Source organism: Nocardioides sp. Arc9.136 (assembly GCF_030506255.1).
Taxonomy (GTDB): domain Bacteria; phylum Actinomycetota; class Actinomycetes; order Propionibacteriales; family Nocardioidaceae; genus Nocardioides.
On record NZ_CP113431.1, the window covers coordinates 959,343 to 972,690 of the forward strand.

The following is a 13,348-nucleotide window of genomic DNA, read 5'->3' on the forward strand; positions in this document are numbered from 1 at the left end:
GTCAGGCGCCCGAGATGCCTTCGGGGCCGCCTGCCTGCTCGTCGAAGTTCTCGTGCTCGAGCAGGTGCAGCACCGGCACGCCGATCTTGCGGCGCGCCTGGGAGGTCCAGTCGACGTGGAAGAACTCCGCCACCACGTGGGGGCGGGTGAGGATGATCGCCTCGCGACCGTCGACGGCGCGCACCTTCTCGGCGAGCGCGTGGATCGGCGGGTCGGTGACGACCTCGCCCACGGCGGTGGCGCCGGCGCCGTGCAGTGCCTCGAGGGTGGCGGCCAGGTCGGCGCGTGAGCGGTCCTGGCAGTCCTGGCGGACCGCGTCGAGGTCGACCTCCGACATCGCCATCGCCGGCGAGGCGAGCAGCTCGCCCCCCGAGAGCGACCCCATCGCGGCCTCCACGCGGGCCGCGGCGTCCTCCATCGGCAGCAGCACGTGGTAGGTCACCGGCTCCTCGATGCCCTCGTGCAGGGAGCGGACCTGGGCGGCGTCGGCGGGCGTGAGCGCCTGCTCGACGAGCAGGACGACGTCGTAGTCGGGCATGGCGGTCACCCTAGTCCGGTCGGGTCGTCGGCGGGGGCGGCGCTGAGCACCTCGGCGAGGTCGTAGCGGACCGGCTCCTCGAGCTGGTCGTAGCCGCAGGAGGTGGGGTCGCGGTCGGGCCGCCACCGCTTGAAGTGGGCGGTGTGGCGGAACCGTCGGCCCTCCATGTGGTCGTACTTGACCTCCAGCACCAGGTCGGGGCGCAGCGGCGTGAACGAGAGGTCCTTGCCGACGCTCCACCGGCTCTGCGTGCCCGGGACCCGATCGGGGTTGGCGACGGCCATCTCGCTCCAGGCGCCCCACGGGTGCTCCTCGGGCGGACACACGAGCGGCTGCAGCTCCTGGAGCAGCTCGGCGCGCCGCTTCTCGGTGAAGCTGGCGCTCACGCCGATGTGCTGGAGCGAGCCGTCGGCGTCGTACAGCCCCAGCAGCAGGCTGCCGAGCAGCGGCCGCTCCGGCGTGCTCGTCTTGTGCTCGCGGTAGCCGGCGACGACGACGTCGGCGGTGCGCTCGTGCTTGACCTTGAGCATGGTGCGCCCGTTCTGGACGTACGCCGCGTCGAGCGGCTTGGCGACCACGCCGTCGAGCCCTGCGCCCTCGAACCGCGTGAACCAGCTCTCCGCCTCGGTGGGGTCGGTCGTGGCGCGGGTGAGGTGGCACGGGCCCCGGCCGCCGACGAGGTGTCCGAGGGCCTCCTCCAGCGCCGCCCGCCGCTCGGAGAAGGGGCGGTCGAGGTACGACGCGTCACCCAGGGCCAGCAGGTCGAACGCCACGAAGCCGGCCGGGGTGGTCTCGCTCAGCATCGTGACGCGCGACTTCGCTGGGTGGATCCGCTCCTGCAGGACCTCGAACTCCAGCCGGTCGCCCACCGCGACGAACAGCTCGCCGTCGAGCACGCACCGCTCGGGGAGCTGCTCCTTGACCGCCTCGACCACCTCGGGGAAGTACCGGGTCAGCGGCTTGGTGTTGCGGCTGGTCAGCTCCACCTCGTCGCCGTCGCGGAACACGAGGCAGCGGAACCCGTCCCACTTCGGCTCGTAGAGCAGCCCGCCCCCGTGCTTGGCCGGGTCGGGCACCCCGGCGACCGACTTGGCGAGCATCGGCTGGACGGGCGGCATCACGGGCAGGTCCACGCTCCCGAACCTAGCGAGGACCAGGGACGTCATGGCGCTGGTCGGGCAGCGAGGCGCGCCAGCGCTTCCCGCTGGTCGAGCAGGGAGGCGCGCCAGCGCCGAGCGTCGTCGAGACCCGGTGGGGTGCCTGCGGTCTGGTGGTGGCCGGTTGATGGTGGTGGCGGTGGTGGGTGGGTTGCGGGGGTCTCGACGACGCTCGCTGGCGCTCGCTGCTCGACCAGCAGCGGACGACGCTCGCTGGGCTACTCGTTGGTCGAGCAGGGAGGCGCGCCAGCGCCGAGCGTCGTCGAGACCTGGTGAGGTGCCTGGGGTCCCTGTTGGTCGAGCAGGGAGGCGCGCCAGCGCCGAGCGTCGTCGAGACCCGGTGAGGTGCCTGCGGTCTGTTGGTCGAGCAGGGAGGCGCGCCAGCGCCGAGCGTCGTCGAGACCTGGTGAGGTGCCTGCGGTCCCTGTTGGTCGAGCAGGGAGGCGCGCCAGCGCCGAGCGTCGTCGAGACCCGGTGAGGTGCCCGCGGTCTGGTCGCGGTCGGTCGGTGGTGGTGACGGCCGTGGGTGGGTTGCGGGGGTCTCGACGACGCTCGCTGGCGCTCGCTGCTCGACCAGCAGCGGACGACGCTCGGTGGGCTACTCGTTGGTCGAGCAGGGAGGCGCGCCAGCGCCGAGCGTCGTCGAGACCCGGTGAGGTGCCTGCGGTCTGGTGGTGGTCGGTTGATGGTGGTGACGGCCGTGGGTGGGTTGCGGGGGTCTCGACGACGCTCGCTGGCGCTCGCTGCTCGACCAGCAGCGGACGACGCTCGCTGGCGCTCGCTGCTCGACCAGCAGCGGACGACGCTCGCTGGGCTACTCGTTGGTCGAGCAGGGAGGCGCGCCAGCGCCGAGCGTCGTCGAGACCCGGTGAGGTGCCTGCGGTCTGGTGGTGGTCGGTCGATGGTGGTGGCGGTGGTGGGTGGGTTGCGGGGGTCTCGACGACGCTCGCTGGCGCTCGCTGCTCGACCAGCAGCGGACGGCGCTCGCTGCTCGACCAGCAGCGGACGGCGCTCGCTGCTCGACCAGCAGTGCACGGCGCTCGCTGCTCGACCAGCGGTGGGCGGTGAGGCCGCGTCGTCCACAGCTCGCCGACCGCCGTGCGTGGCACTCGGGGCCACCGGGCAGGAGGCGCCCATGCCCTGGACCTACATCCTCGAGTGCGCGGACGGCAGCTTCTACGTCGGCAGCACCACCGACATGGAGCGCCGGCTGAGCGAGCACGACCTGGGGCTCGGCGCGGTGTACACCCGCCCGCGACGCCGACGGCCGGTCCGGCTCGCCTGGTGCGCGGAGCTCGGCCGGATCGACGACGCGTACGCGTTCGAGAAGCAGGTGCAGGGGTGGAGCAGGGCGAAGCGCCAGGCCTTGATCGACGGACGGGTGGACGACCTGCCGGCGCTGGCCCGTGGGCGGCGCCGGCCGCCACCGGTCTCCGGAGCCGGTGCGGGTGGCTGAGGTCGTGCGTCGGTGCGGGGGTCTCGACGACGCTCGCTGGCGCTCGCTGCTCGACCAGCGGTGGACGGCGCTCGCTGGCGCTCGCTGCTCGACCAGCGGTGGACGGCGCTCGCTGGCGCTCGCTGCTCGACCAGCAGTGCGCGGCGCTCGCTGCTCGACCAGCAGTGCGCGGCGCTCGCTGCTCGACCAACAGTGCGCGGCGCTCGCTGCTCGACCGGCTGGCGCTCATCTAGGCTGGGCCGGTCCTCCACGGGGGACGTTCCCCGGTTGGTCTGCCGGCAGGGCCCGCCTGACTTTGAATCAGGACTAGCGACGTAGGTTCGACTCCTACCCGGGGAGCATGACGAACAACCTGACGGTCATCGTGCTCGCGGCCGGTGGCGGTACCCGGATGCGGTCGAAGACCCCCAAGGTGCTTCACCCGGTGTGCGGACGTAGCATGGTCGGCCACGTGCTGAGGGCGGTGGCCGCCGTCGAGCCGGAGCGCGTCGTGGCCGTCGTCGGTCACCAGCGCGAGCAGGTCGCCCCGCACGTCCAGGAGCACCTCCCCGACGTCGTGCTCGCCGTCCAGGAGGAGCAGCTCGGCACGGGGCACGCCGTCCGGATCGCCATGGAGGCCGCGGGCAGCACGTCGGGCACCGTCCTGGTGGCGTACGGCGACACCCCGCTGCTGGAGGGGGAGTCGCTGCGCGCCTTCGTGGCCGAGCACGAGGCGGCCGAGCGGGCCGTGAGCATCCTCAGCGGGATCCTGCAGGAGCCCTTCGGCTACGGCCGGGTGGTCCGCGACGCCGACGGCGACGTGCTGGCGATCGTGGAGGAGAAGGACGCGACCCCCGCGCAGCGGGACATCTACGAGATCAACTCCGGGATCCTCGCCTTCGACGGCGCGTTCCTCGCCGAGGCCCTGCCGCGGATCGGCAACGACAACGTCAAGGGCGAGTACTACCTGACCGACACCGTGCAGCTGGCGCGCGACGCCGGGCTCACGGTCGGGGCGCACCCGCTCGCGGACGTGCTGCAGACCGAGGGCGCCAACGACCGCGCCCAGCTCGCCGAGCTCGGTCGGGAGATGAACCGACGGATCGTCACGCGCTGGATGCGGGCCGGCGTGACGGTGATGGACCCCGCGACGACGTGGATCGAGTCCGACGTGGTGCTGGCCCAGGACGTCACGATCCTGCCCGGCACCCAGCTCCTCGGCACGACGGTCGTCGGGGAGGACGCGGTCGTCGGGCCGGACACCACGCTGGAGGACTGCGAGGTCGGCGTCGGCGCCCGGGTCGTCCGGACCCACGGCCAGCTGGCCGTCGTCGGGGACGGCGCGAACGTCGGCCCGTTCGCCTACCTGCGCCCCGGCACGAAGCTGGGGGAGGGCGGCAAGATCGGCACGTTCGTGGAGACCAAGAACGCCGACCTCGCCGCGGGCGCGAAGGTGCCGCACCTCTCCTACGTCGGCGACGCCGAGGTCGGCGAGGGCACCAACATCGGCGCGGGCACGATCTTCGCCAACTACGACGGGGTCGCCAAGCACCGCACGACCATCGGGCGCCAGGCGCGCACCGGCTCGAACAACACCTTCGTCGCGCCGGTCACCGTCGGCGACGGCGCGGGCACCGGCGCCGGGGCCGTCGTACGCCGCGACGTGCCGGCCGGCGCGCTCGCGGTCAGCGCCGGTCCCCAGCGCAACCTCGAGGGGTGGACGCTCCAGCGGCGCCCCGGCACCGCCCAGGCGGCCGCCGCGGAGGCGGCCGGGGCATCGACGGGGAGCCCGGTGGGCACCCCCGTGGGAGACACGGCTCACAAAACATCTCAGGGCGACGGGACTCGGGTTGGGGAGACCCCCTCGACGGGGGCAGAATCCTGATCGCACCCACCTCCGGCGACCAGGGAGCCCCACGATGACCGGAATGAAGAAGACCACCGAGAAGAACCTGATGGTCTTCAGTGGTCGGGCACACCCCGAGCTCGCCGAGGAGGTGGCCGGGATCCTCGGCACCGACCTCGTGCCGACGTCGGCCTACGAGTTCGCGAACTCCGAGATCTACGTCCGCTACGAGGAGTCGGTCCGCGGCTGCGACGCCTTCGTGCTGCAGAGCCACACCGCTCCGATCAACGAGTGGATCATGGAGCACCTGATCATGGTCGACGCCCTGAAGCGGGCGAGCGCCAAGCGGATCACCGTGGTCATGCCGTTCTACGGCTACGCCCGTCAGGACAAGAAGCACCGCGGCCGCGAGCCCATCTCCGCGCGCCTGATGGCCGACCTGTTCAAGACCGCCGGCGCGGACCGCCTGATCTCGGTCGACCTCCACGCCGACCAGATCCAGGGCTACTTCGACGGCCCGGTCGACCACCTGATGGCGCTGCCGATCCTGACCGAGCACGTCAAGGAGAAGTACGGCCACGAGCAGCTGTGCGTCGTCTCCCCGGACGCCGGCCGGATCAAGGTCGCGGAGCGCTGGTCGGCCAAGCTCGGCGGCGTGCCGCTGGCCTTCATCCACAAGACGCGCCGCACCGACCGCCCCAACGAGACCGTCGCGAACCGCGTCGTCGGTGAGGTCGCCGGGAAGATGTGCGTGCTGACCGACGACATGATCGACACCGGCGGCACCATCGTGAAGGCCGCCGAGGCGCTGATGGCCGACGGCGCGGCCGGCGTGATCATCGCCGCCACCCACGCCATCCTCTCCGACCCCGCCGTCGACCGGCTCAAGAACAGCCCGGCGGTCGAGGTGATCGTCACCAACACCCTGCCGATCGCCCCGGAGCGGGAGTTCGACAAGCTGACGATCCTGTCGATCGCGCCGCTGGTCGCCCGCGCCATCCGCGAGGTCTTCGAGGACGGCTCGGTCACCTCGATGTTCGACGGCCACGCCTGACCCTCCCGACGTCCGTCGAGCACGGGTACCGGCTGCCCCGGACCGCACCCCGGACCGCACCCCGATTGGCCCCGCGGGGCGCCCGCGCCTAGACTGCTGCGGTTGCCTCGGCGAGGGAGTGTCCGGCCGCACCGGCTGTGGACCCGCTCCGTGATCGACAGGGCTGGCTGTGCCTCCGGGTGTGCCGCGCCGTCGAGCCGAGGCCCCCGACGCAACCGTTCCAGCCAGCACGCACGAGGAGAAGCCACGATGGCCACCGAGAAGATCACCGCCGAGAAGCGGACCGAGTTCGGCAAGGGCGCCGCCCGCCGCATCCGCCGCGAGAACAAGGTGCCGGCCGTCATCTACGGCCACGGCAACGACCCGATCCACGTGACCCTGCCGGGCCACGCCACGATGCTCGCGCTCAAGCACGGCGGCGCGAACGCGCTCCTCGAGCTCGACATCGACGGCGACACCCAGCTCGCGCTGACCAAGCAGGTCCAGATCGACCCGATCAAGCGTCACCTCGAGCACGTCGACTTCGTCGCGGTCGTCCGCGGCGAGAAGGTCACCGTCGACGTCCCCGTGCTCGTCACCGGCGAGGCCGCCCGCGAGACGCTCGTCGTCACCGAGAACGCCACCGTCTCTCTCGAGGCCGAGGCCACCCACATCCCCGAGTCCATCGAGGTCTCGGTCGAGGGCCTGCCCGCCGGCACCCAGATCCTCGCCTCGCAGCTGGAGCTGCCCTCCGGCTCGACCCTCCTGGTCGACGGCGAGACCCTGGTCGTGAACATCACCGAGCAGGTCTCCGCCGAGGCCCTCGAGGCCGAGCTGGCCGACGCCGAGGCCGAGGCCGGCATCGAGCGCGAGGAGTCCGACGCGTCCGAGGGCGAGGCCGCCGAGGCCGGTGCCGAGGCGGACGCCGCGGGCGACGCGCAGGCCGCCGACTCCGAGTAAGGCTCCGAGCAAGACAACCCCGAGCGGGGCACGTCGTACGGCGTGCACCTGCTCGGATCCAGGAAGGGCCGGGAACCCGTGACCGACACCGCTACCCCCGTGTGGCTCGTCGTCGGCCTCGGGAATCCCGGCCCTTCCTACTCCGGTCACCGGCACAACATCGGCTACATGGTGGCCGACGAGCTCGCCCGCCGGATGGGCTCGGGGTTCCGAGCCCACAAGTCGGGCCGCGCCGACGTCGTCGAGGGCCGGTTCGGCGCACCCGGCTCCGACCAGGCCCGGGTGGTGCTGGCCCGGCCGCGGTCGTACATGAACGAGGTCGGCGGCCCGGTCAAGGCGCTCGCGACCTTCTACAAGGTGCCGCCCGAGCGGGTCGTGGCGATCCACGACGAGCTGGACATCCCCTTCGACACCATGCGCGCCAAGCTCGGCGGCGGCGACAACGGGCACAACGGACTGAAGTCGATGCGCTCCTCGCTGGGCACGGGCGACTTCCACCGCGTCCGCGTGGGGATCGGCCGGCCGCCGGGTCGGCAGGAGGTCGCCGACTTCGTGCTGTCGAACTACTCCGCCGCCGAGCGCAAGGTGCTGCCGTTCCAGGTCGACACCGCCGCGGACGCCGTGGAGTGCCTGGTGCTCGAGGGCCTCGAGCGGACCCAGCAGAAGTTTAACTCCTGATGCCCGCGGGTCGCCCCGCCGTCCGGGCCGTCCTCCTCGACGCCGACGGCGTGCTGCAGGTCAACCCGCCCGGGTGGCTCGAGACGCTGCAGGCGCTGGTCCCCGCGGGGTCGGGGGAGAAGTTCAGCGAGCACCTCTTCGAGGCCGAGCAGGCCGCGATGACCGGCCGCCGGTCCTTCCGCGACGTCGTCGCCGAGGTGCTCGACCACTGGGGCGCCCCGGAGCGGGCCGACGACCTGGTCGACCACTACCACCACATCGAGGTCGTCTCCGACACCGCCGAGGTGGTGCGCGACCTGCGCGGGGCCGGCGTGCCGGTCCACCTCGCCACCAACCAGCACGACCTGCGCACGGCGTACATGCGCGAGGAGTTGGGGTACGGCGACCTCCTCGACTCGACGTTCACCTCCTGCGAGCTCGGCGTCACCAAGGACGACCCGGCCTTCTTCGGGCGGGTCGTCGAGCAGCTCGGCCTCGAGCCGTCCGAGGTGCTGCACGTGGACGACAAGGACCGCTTCGTCGAGGCGGCCCGGGCGGCCGGCCTGCGCGGCGTGGTGTGGGCCGTGGACGACGGACCGGACGCGCTGCGGGAGCGGCTGCGCGCCGAGGGCCTCCCGATCTGACGGGCCCGCCGAGCCTTAGGGTGGCGCCCGTGACCTTCGACGCCGGTTCCCCTCCCGAGTCCGCTGCCCACGACGACCACGTCCTGGCGACCTGGCTGGCCACGGTGGCCGGCGAGCGGCTGCTCGAGGTCCGCGGCGAGGGGCTCGAGGGCAAGGAGCTCAAGGACGCCGGCGACCGTGCCGCGCACGAGCTGCTGATGCGGCTGATCGCCGAGCACCGGCCCGACGACGCGGTGCTCTCCGAGGAGGGCAAGGACGACAAGGCGCGCCTGCAGCGGGCCCGGGTCTGGATCGTCGACCCGCTGGACGGCACCCGGGAGTTCTCCGAGGTGCCGCGCGAGGACTGGGCGGTGCACGTCGCGCTCTGGCAGGACGGCGACCTCGTCGCCGGCGCCGTCGCGCAGCCGGCCCTCGGGGAGACGTTCAACACCGGCCAGCCGCCGGTGGTGCCGCCGCGCACCAGCGAGCGGCCGCGGATCGCGGTCTCGCGCAGCCGCCCGCCGGAGTTCGTGCACGCGCTGGCCGCCGAGCTCGACGCCGAGCTGGTGGCGATGGGGTCCGCGGGCGTGAAGGTCATCAGCGTCGCGCGCGACGTCACCGACGCCTACGTCCACGCCGGGGGCCAGTTCGAGTGGGACTCCGCCGCGCCTGTGGCGGTGGCCCGCGCGGCGGGGCTGTTCACCAGCCGGGTCGACGGGACGCCGCTGGAGTACAACCAGGAGGACGTCTACCTCCCCGACCTCATCGTGTGCCGCCCCGAGCTGGCCGAGCAGATCGTGGACTTCGTCAAGCGCAACGGCGTCGGCTGACCGACCCCGGCGCACACTGGACGGGTGGCCCCGCCCGACCCGCACGACCCGCCCGACCCGCCCGACCAGCACGGCCAGCCCCAGCCGGAGGTCCTCGACCAGCCCGGCCGCGCGCCGGTGCGGCGGCGTACCTGGGCGCTGCTCGGGGCGGGCGCGCTCGTCCTCGCCGGCGCCTGGGCCGTCGACCACGGCCTCCGGGGACAGGAGGAGCAGGCGGTCGCCGCGTGCCGCGAGCAGGCGGTCGCGGCCACGGGACGCACCGACCGCTCGATGGCGATGATCCGGGCCTACGTGCAGCCGGCGCTGCTCTCGGTACCGGCCGGCAGCAGCCAGGACGGCTTCTACGACCTGGTCGCCGAGCAGGCCCGGGAGGCCGTCCCCGCGGTGCGCGAGGCGCTCGCCACCTGCCGCGGGGCCGACGTCCTCGCCGTCCACCGCGGCCTGCGCGAGCAGCGCGGGGCCTACGTCGCGCACCTGGCCGCCCGCGCGGACTGGCTCGAGGAGGTCGGTGCCGACGGCCGCGCCTACTACCGCGACCGGCCGGAGCTGGCCCTGCTGCGCGAGGCGGCCTTCGGCGACGAGCGGTAGCCGGGGCGTCCGTAGGATGGGGTACTGCCCCCGTGTCGTCCCGACCCGGGGCGTTCGTGCTGCACAGCACTGCTGAGACACCCCCACAGGAGCACCGTGAGCCTCACCGGCCTGGCCGACGCCGTCCTCGCCGACCCGACCCTCTCCGCCGCCGTCGAGGACGCGCGGGGCGGCGCCGTGCGTGCCCTGGACCTCACCGGTCCCGAGGCGCTGCGCCCCTTCGTCGTGACCGGCCTGGTCCGCGCGGGCCGCACCGTCCTCGCGGTCACCGCGACCGCGCGCGAGGCCGAGGACCTCGTCGACGCGCTGGGCTGCTTCCTCGACCCGGCGACCATCGCCTACTACCCGAGCTGGGAGACGCTGCCCCACGAGCGGCTCAGCCCCCGCAGCGACACCGTCGGCAAGCGGCTCGCGGTGCTGCGCCGGCTGGTGCACCCGGGTGACGACGCCACCAACGGCCCGCTCCAGGTCGTGGTCGCGCCGGTCCGCAGCGTGCTGCAGCCGCAGGTCAAGGGTCTCGGTGAGCTCGCACCGGTCGAGCTGGTCCCCGGTGACACCGCGCCCCTCGACGACGTCGTGCGTCGCCTGGCGGACGCGGCGTACTCCCGAGTCGACCTGGTCGAGAAGCGCGGCGAGTTCGCCGTCCGCGGTGGGATCGTCGACGTCTTCCCGCCCACCGAGGAGCACCCGCTCCGGGTGGAGTTCTGGGGCGACGACGTCGAGGAGATCCGCACGTTCTCCGTCGCCGACCAGCGCACCCTGGACACGGCCGAGCGGCTCTGGGCCCCGCCGTGCCGCGAGCTGCTGCTCACCGACGAGGTCCGCGAGCGGGCCGCCGAGCTGGGCCGCCGGCACCCGACGCTGGTCGAGCTGACCGACAAGATCGCCGCCGGCATCGCGGTCGACGGCATGGAGTCCCTCGCCCCGGTGCTCGTCGACGAGATGGAGCTGCTCGTCGACCTCATGCCGCCGGACACCCACGTGCTCGTCCTCGACCCGGAGCGCGCGCGCAGCCGGGCCCACGACCTGGTGGCCACGAGCGAGGAGTTCCTCGGCGCCAGCTGGGCCGCAGCGGCCAGCGGCGGGACCGCTCCGATCGACCTGGGCGCGGCGTCGTACCGCTCGCTCTCCGACGTCCGCGAGCACTCCCTGGACCAGCACAAGCCGTGGTGGACGATGAGCCCCTTCGGCATCGGCGACGACGGCGAGGGCGCCCGCCCCGTCACCGACGTCGACGCGATCGACGGCGCCGTCCCGAGCCGCGGGCTGCCGATGCGACCGGTCGACGCCTACCGCGGTGACCTCGAGCGCGCGGTCAAGGACATCGCCACCTGGGTGGCCGAGGGCTACCGCACCGTCGTCGCGCACCCGGGCCACGGCCCGGCGCAGCGCATGGTCGAGGTGCTCGGCGAGCACGACGTGCCGGCCCGGCTGGTCGAGGACCTCGGGGAGCCGCCGGCCACCGGTGTCGTCACGGTCACCTGCGCCTCCGCCGCGCACGGGTTCGTCGACGAGATCGGCCGCACCGTCCTGCTGACCGGCGAGGACCTCACCGGCCAGAAGTCCTCGACGCGCGACATGCGGAAGATGCCCGCGCGCCGCAAGAAGCAGATCGACCCCCTCGAGCTGAAGGCCGGGGACTTCGTCGTCCACGAGCAGCACGGCGTGGGCCGGTTCGTGGAGATGAAGCAGCGCGAGGTCGGCGGCGCGGTCCGCGAGTACCTCGTGCTGGAGTACGGCGCCTCCAAGCGCGGCGGCCCCGCCGACCGGCTCTACGTCCCCGCCGACGCGCTGGACCAGGTCACCCGGTACGTCGGTGGCGAGCAGCCGAGCCTCGACCGCCTCGGCGGCGCGGACTGGGCCAAGCGCAAGGGCCGGGCCCGCAAGGCGGTCCGGGAGATCGCGGCGGAGCTGATCAAGCTCTACGCCGCGCGGCAGGCCACCCAGGGCTACGCCTTCGGCCCGGACACGCCCTGGCAGCGCGAGCTCGAGGACGCCTTCCCGTTCCAGGAGACCCCCGACCAGCTGAGCACGGTCGACGAGGTCAAGTCCGACATGCGGCGCACCATGCCGATGGACCGGCTCATCTGCGGCGACGTGGGCTACGGCAAGACCGAGATCGCGGTGCGGGCGGCGTTCAAGGCCGTCCAGGACGGCAAGCAGGTCGCCGTCCTCGTGCCGACCACGCTGCTGGTCACCCAGCACCTCTCGACGTTCGCCGAGCGCATGGCCGGCTTCCCGGTCGTGCTCAAGGCGCTCTCGCGCTTCCAGAGCGACAAGGAGGCGGCCGAGGTGATGGCCGGCGTCACCGAGGGCAGCATCGACATCGTGGTCGGCACCCACCGGCTGCTCAACCCCGACATCCGGTTCAAGGACCTGGGCCTGATCATCGTCGACGAGGAGCAGCGCTTCGGCGTGGAGCACAAGGAGCAGATGAAGCGGCTCCGCACCTCGGTCGACGTGCTCTCGATGTCGGCGACGCCGATCCCGCGCACCCTGGAGATGGCGATCACCGGCATCCGCGAGATGTCGACGATCACCACCCCGCCCGAGGAGCGGCACCCGGTGCTGACGTACGTCGGTGCCTACGAGGACCGGCAGGTGATCGCCGCGATCCGCCGCGAGCTGCTGCGCGAGGGCCAGGTCTTCTACATCCACAACCGGGTGAACTCCATCGAGAAGGCCGCCGCCAAGCTCAAGGAGCTCGTCCCCGAGGCGCGGGTGGCGACCGCCCACGGCCAGATGGGGGAGAAGCAGCTCGAGCAGGTCATGCTCGACTTCTGGGAGAAGCGCTTCGACGTGCTGGTCTGCACGACGCTGGTGGAGTCGGGCCTGGACGTCTCCAACGCCAACACGATGATCATCGAGCGCTCCGACACCCTCGGGCTCTCCCAGCTGCACCAGCTGCGCGGCCGGGTGGGGCGCTCGCGCGAGCGTGCGTACGCCTACTTCCTCTACCCCGCCGAGAAGCCGCTGACCGAGACCGCCCACGAGCGGCTCGCGACGCTGGCCCAGCACTCCGACCTCGGCGGCGGCATGGCGATCGCGATGAAGGACCTCGAGATCCGCGGCGCCGGCAACCTGCTCGGGGGCGAGCAGTCCGGGCACATCGCCGACGTCGGCTTCGACCTCTACGTGCGGCTCGTCGGCGAGGCGGTCACCGAGTTCAAGGGCGAGGCCGAGCCGGAGCTCAACGAGGTGCGCATCGAGCTGCCCGTCGACGCCCACCTGCCCCACGACTACATCCCCAGCGAGCGGCTGCGGCTGGAGGTCTACAAGCGCCTGGCCGAGGTCCGCAGCGACGCCGACGTCGACCAGATCCGCGAGGAGCTCGTGGACCGGTACGGCGAGCCGCCGGAGGTCGTCACGTCCCTGCTGCTCGTGGCCCGCTTCCGGGCCCGGGCCCGCAAGGCCGGGGTCGGCGAGGTGACGGCCGCGGGCAAGAACATCCGCTTCGCGCCGGTCAGCCTCCCCGAGTCGCGGGTGGTCCGGCTCAACCGGATGTACCCGAAGTCGATCGTCAAGCCGGCCCTCGACACGATCCTGGTGCCGCGACCGCAGACCGCGGTCGTGGGCGGCAAGCCCATCGCCGGCATCGCCCTGCTTCAATGGACCCACGGTGTGATCGACGCCATCATCGACCCGCCGGAGACCACCAGCTGACCGCCCCGGTCCACCTCC

General features: G+C 72.8%; 11 protein-coding genes and 1 tRNA gene. 10 read left to right on the forward strand and 2 right to left on the reverse strand.

Annotated elements, in window-relative coordinates:
• Position 1 precedes the first annotated feature (1 nt).
• Together OSR43_RS04535 and OSR43_RS04540 are read right to left on the reverse strand one after the other, a co-directional pair.
• Positions 2-538, reverse strand: a complete 537-nt coding sequence (locus OSR43_RS04535; protein WP_302269868.1) for a hypothetical protein — start codon at positions 536-538, stop codon at positions 2-4.
• A gap of 5 nt (positions 539-543) precedes the next feature.
• Complete coding sequence (locus tag OSR43_RS04540) at positions 544-1,671, reverse strand: ATP-dependent DNA ligase (protein WP_302269869.1); 1,128 nt, start codon at positions 1,669-1,671, stop codon at positions 544-546.
• Positions 1,672-2,830: 1,159 nt separating this feature from the next.
• Between OSR43_RS04540 and OSR43_RS04545 the strand changes: the two genes are divergently transcribed.
• The 10 genes from OSR43_RS04545 to mfd all read left to right on the forward strand — a co-directional run bounded on the left by OSR43_RS04545 (position 2,831) and on the right by mfd (position 13,330).
• Positions 2,831-3,151, forward strand: a complete 321-nt coding sequence (locus OSR43_RS04545; protein WP_302269870.1) for a GIY-YIG nuclease family protein — start codon at positions 2,831-2,833, stop codon at positions 3,149-3,151.
• Positions 3,152-3,411: 260 nt separating this feature from the next.
• Positions 3,412-3,490 (forward strand) — tRNA-Gln (locus OSR43_RS04550).
• 1 nt (position 3,491) lies between these two features.
• On the forward strand, positions 3,492-5,015 hold the full coding sequence (gene glmU / locus OSR43_RS04555) for a bifunctional UDP-N-acetylglucosamine diphosphorylase/glucosamine-1-phosphate N-acetyltransferase GlmU (RefSeq protein ID WP_302269871.1): 1,524 nt from the start codon (positions 3,492-3,494) through the stop codon (positions 5,013-5,015).
• 34 nt (positions 5,016-5,049) lie between these two features.
• A complete protein-coding gene (locus OSR43_RS04560; protein ID WP_302269872.1) occupies positions 5,050-6,030 on the forward strand; it encodes a ribose-phosphate diphosphokinase in 981 nt (326 codons plus the stop codon).
• A 249-nt stretch (positions 6,031-6,279) separates the two neighbouring features.
• Positions 6,280-6,969, forward strand: coding sequence for a 50S ribosomal protein L25/general stress protein Ctc (locus OSR43_RS04565; protein ID WP_302269873.1), 690 nt, complete (start codon positions 6,280-6,282; stop codon positions 6,967-6,969).
• Between the two features lie 78 nt (positions 6,970-7,047).
• The gene (pth, locus tag OSR43_RS04570; RefSeq protein ID WP_302269875.1) at positions 7,048-7,647 is read left to right on the forward strand and encodes an aminoacyl-tRNA hydrolase; all 600 of its coding nucleotides are present in this window, start codon (positions 7,048-7,050) and stop codon (positions 7,645-7,647) included.
• Complete coding sequence (locus OSR43_RS04575) at positions 7,647-8,270, forward strand: HAD family hydrolase (RefSeq protein ID WP_302269876.1); 624 nt, start codon at positions 7,647-7,649, stop codon at positions 8,268-8,270. The genes pth and OSR43_RS04575 overlap by 1 nt, the downstream gene beginning before the upstream one ends.
• Before the next feature lie 29 nt (positions 8,271-8,299).
• Entirely contained in the window at positions 8,300-9,079 is a 780-nt protein-coding gene (locus tag OSR43_RS04580) for a 3'(2'),5'-bisphosphate nucleotidase CysQ (protein WP_302269877.1), read from the forward strand.
• A 24-nt stretch (positions 9,080-9,103) separates the two neighbouring features.
• On the forward strand, positions 9,104-9,667 hold the full coding sequence (locus tag OSR43_RS04585) for a hypothetical protein (RefSeq protein WP_302269878.1): 564 nt from the start codon (positions 9,104-9,106) through the stop codon (positions 9,665-9,667).
• Between the two features lie 96 nt (positions 9,668-9,763).
• A complete protein-coding gene (gene mfd, locus OSR43_RS04590) occupies positions 9,764-13,330 on the forward strand; it encodes a transcription-repair coupling factor (protein ID WP_302269879.1) in 3,567 nt (1,188 codons plus the stop codon).
• The last annotated feature ends 18 nt before the right edge of the window (positions 13,331-13,348 follow it).